Consider the following 363-nt stretch of genomic DNA (forward strand, 5'->3'; position numbering starts at 1 on the left):
AAGAAGCTGGTTCATAACCATAGACCAGTTTGGAATGTAACCAGTGGACCATTTCTTTTGAAGTTCTTTCGTTCGAATAAAGAGTAATTTTAAGAGTGCATTCTCATTTGGGAATGCACCTTTTTTTGTAACCTTTCGGTAACTAGAATGAATACTTTCTACCGCGTTAGTTGTATACATGATTTTACGAATATTACTACCATAATCAAACAGCTGTTCAACGTGAGTGAAGTTACGTTTCCAAACATCAACCGCACCAGGATATTGAGACCATTGTTGTTTAAATGCTTCAAAAGCAGTATGACAAGCTTTAAGTGATGTTGCCCCATAAACCTTTCTTAAAGAAGAAGTAAAAGCTTTATA

The 363-nt window shown here is 35.3% G+C and carries 1 protein-coding gene; it reads right to left on the reverse strand.

Annotated features, from left to right (window positions below):
- A partial coding sequence (locus tag LQ686_RS13990; protein ID WP_239733460.1) for a transposase occupies window positions 1-363 on the reverse strand: 363 nt, incomplete at both ends.

This window comes from Mammaliicoccus sp. J-M41, assembly GCF_022385935.1.
In the GTDB taxonomy this organism is placed as follows: domain Bacteria; phylum Bacillota; class Bacilli; order Staphylococcales; family Staphylococcaceae; genus Mammaliicoccus; species Mammaliicoccus sciuri_A.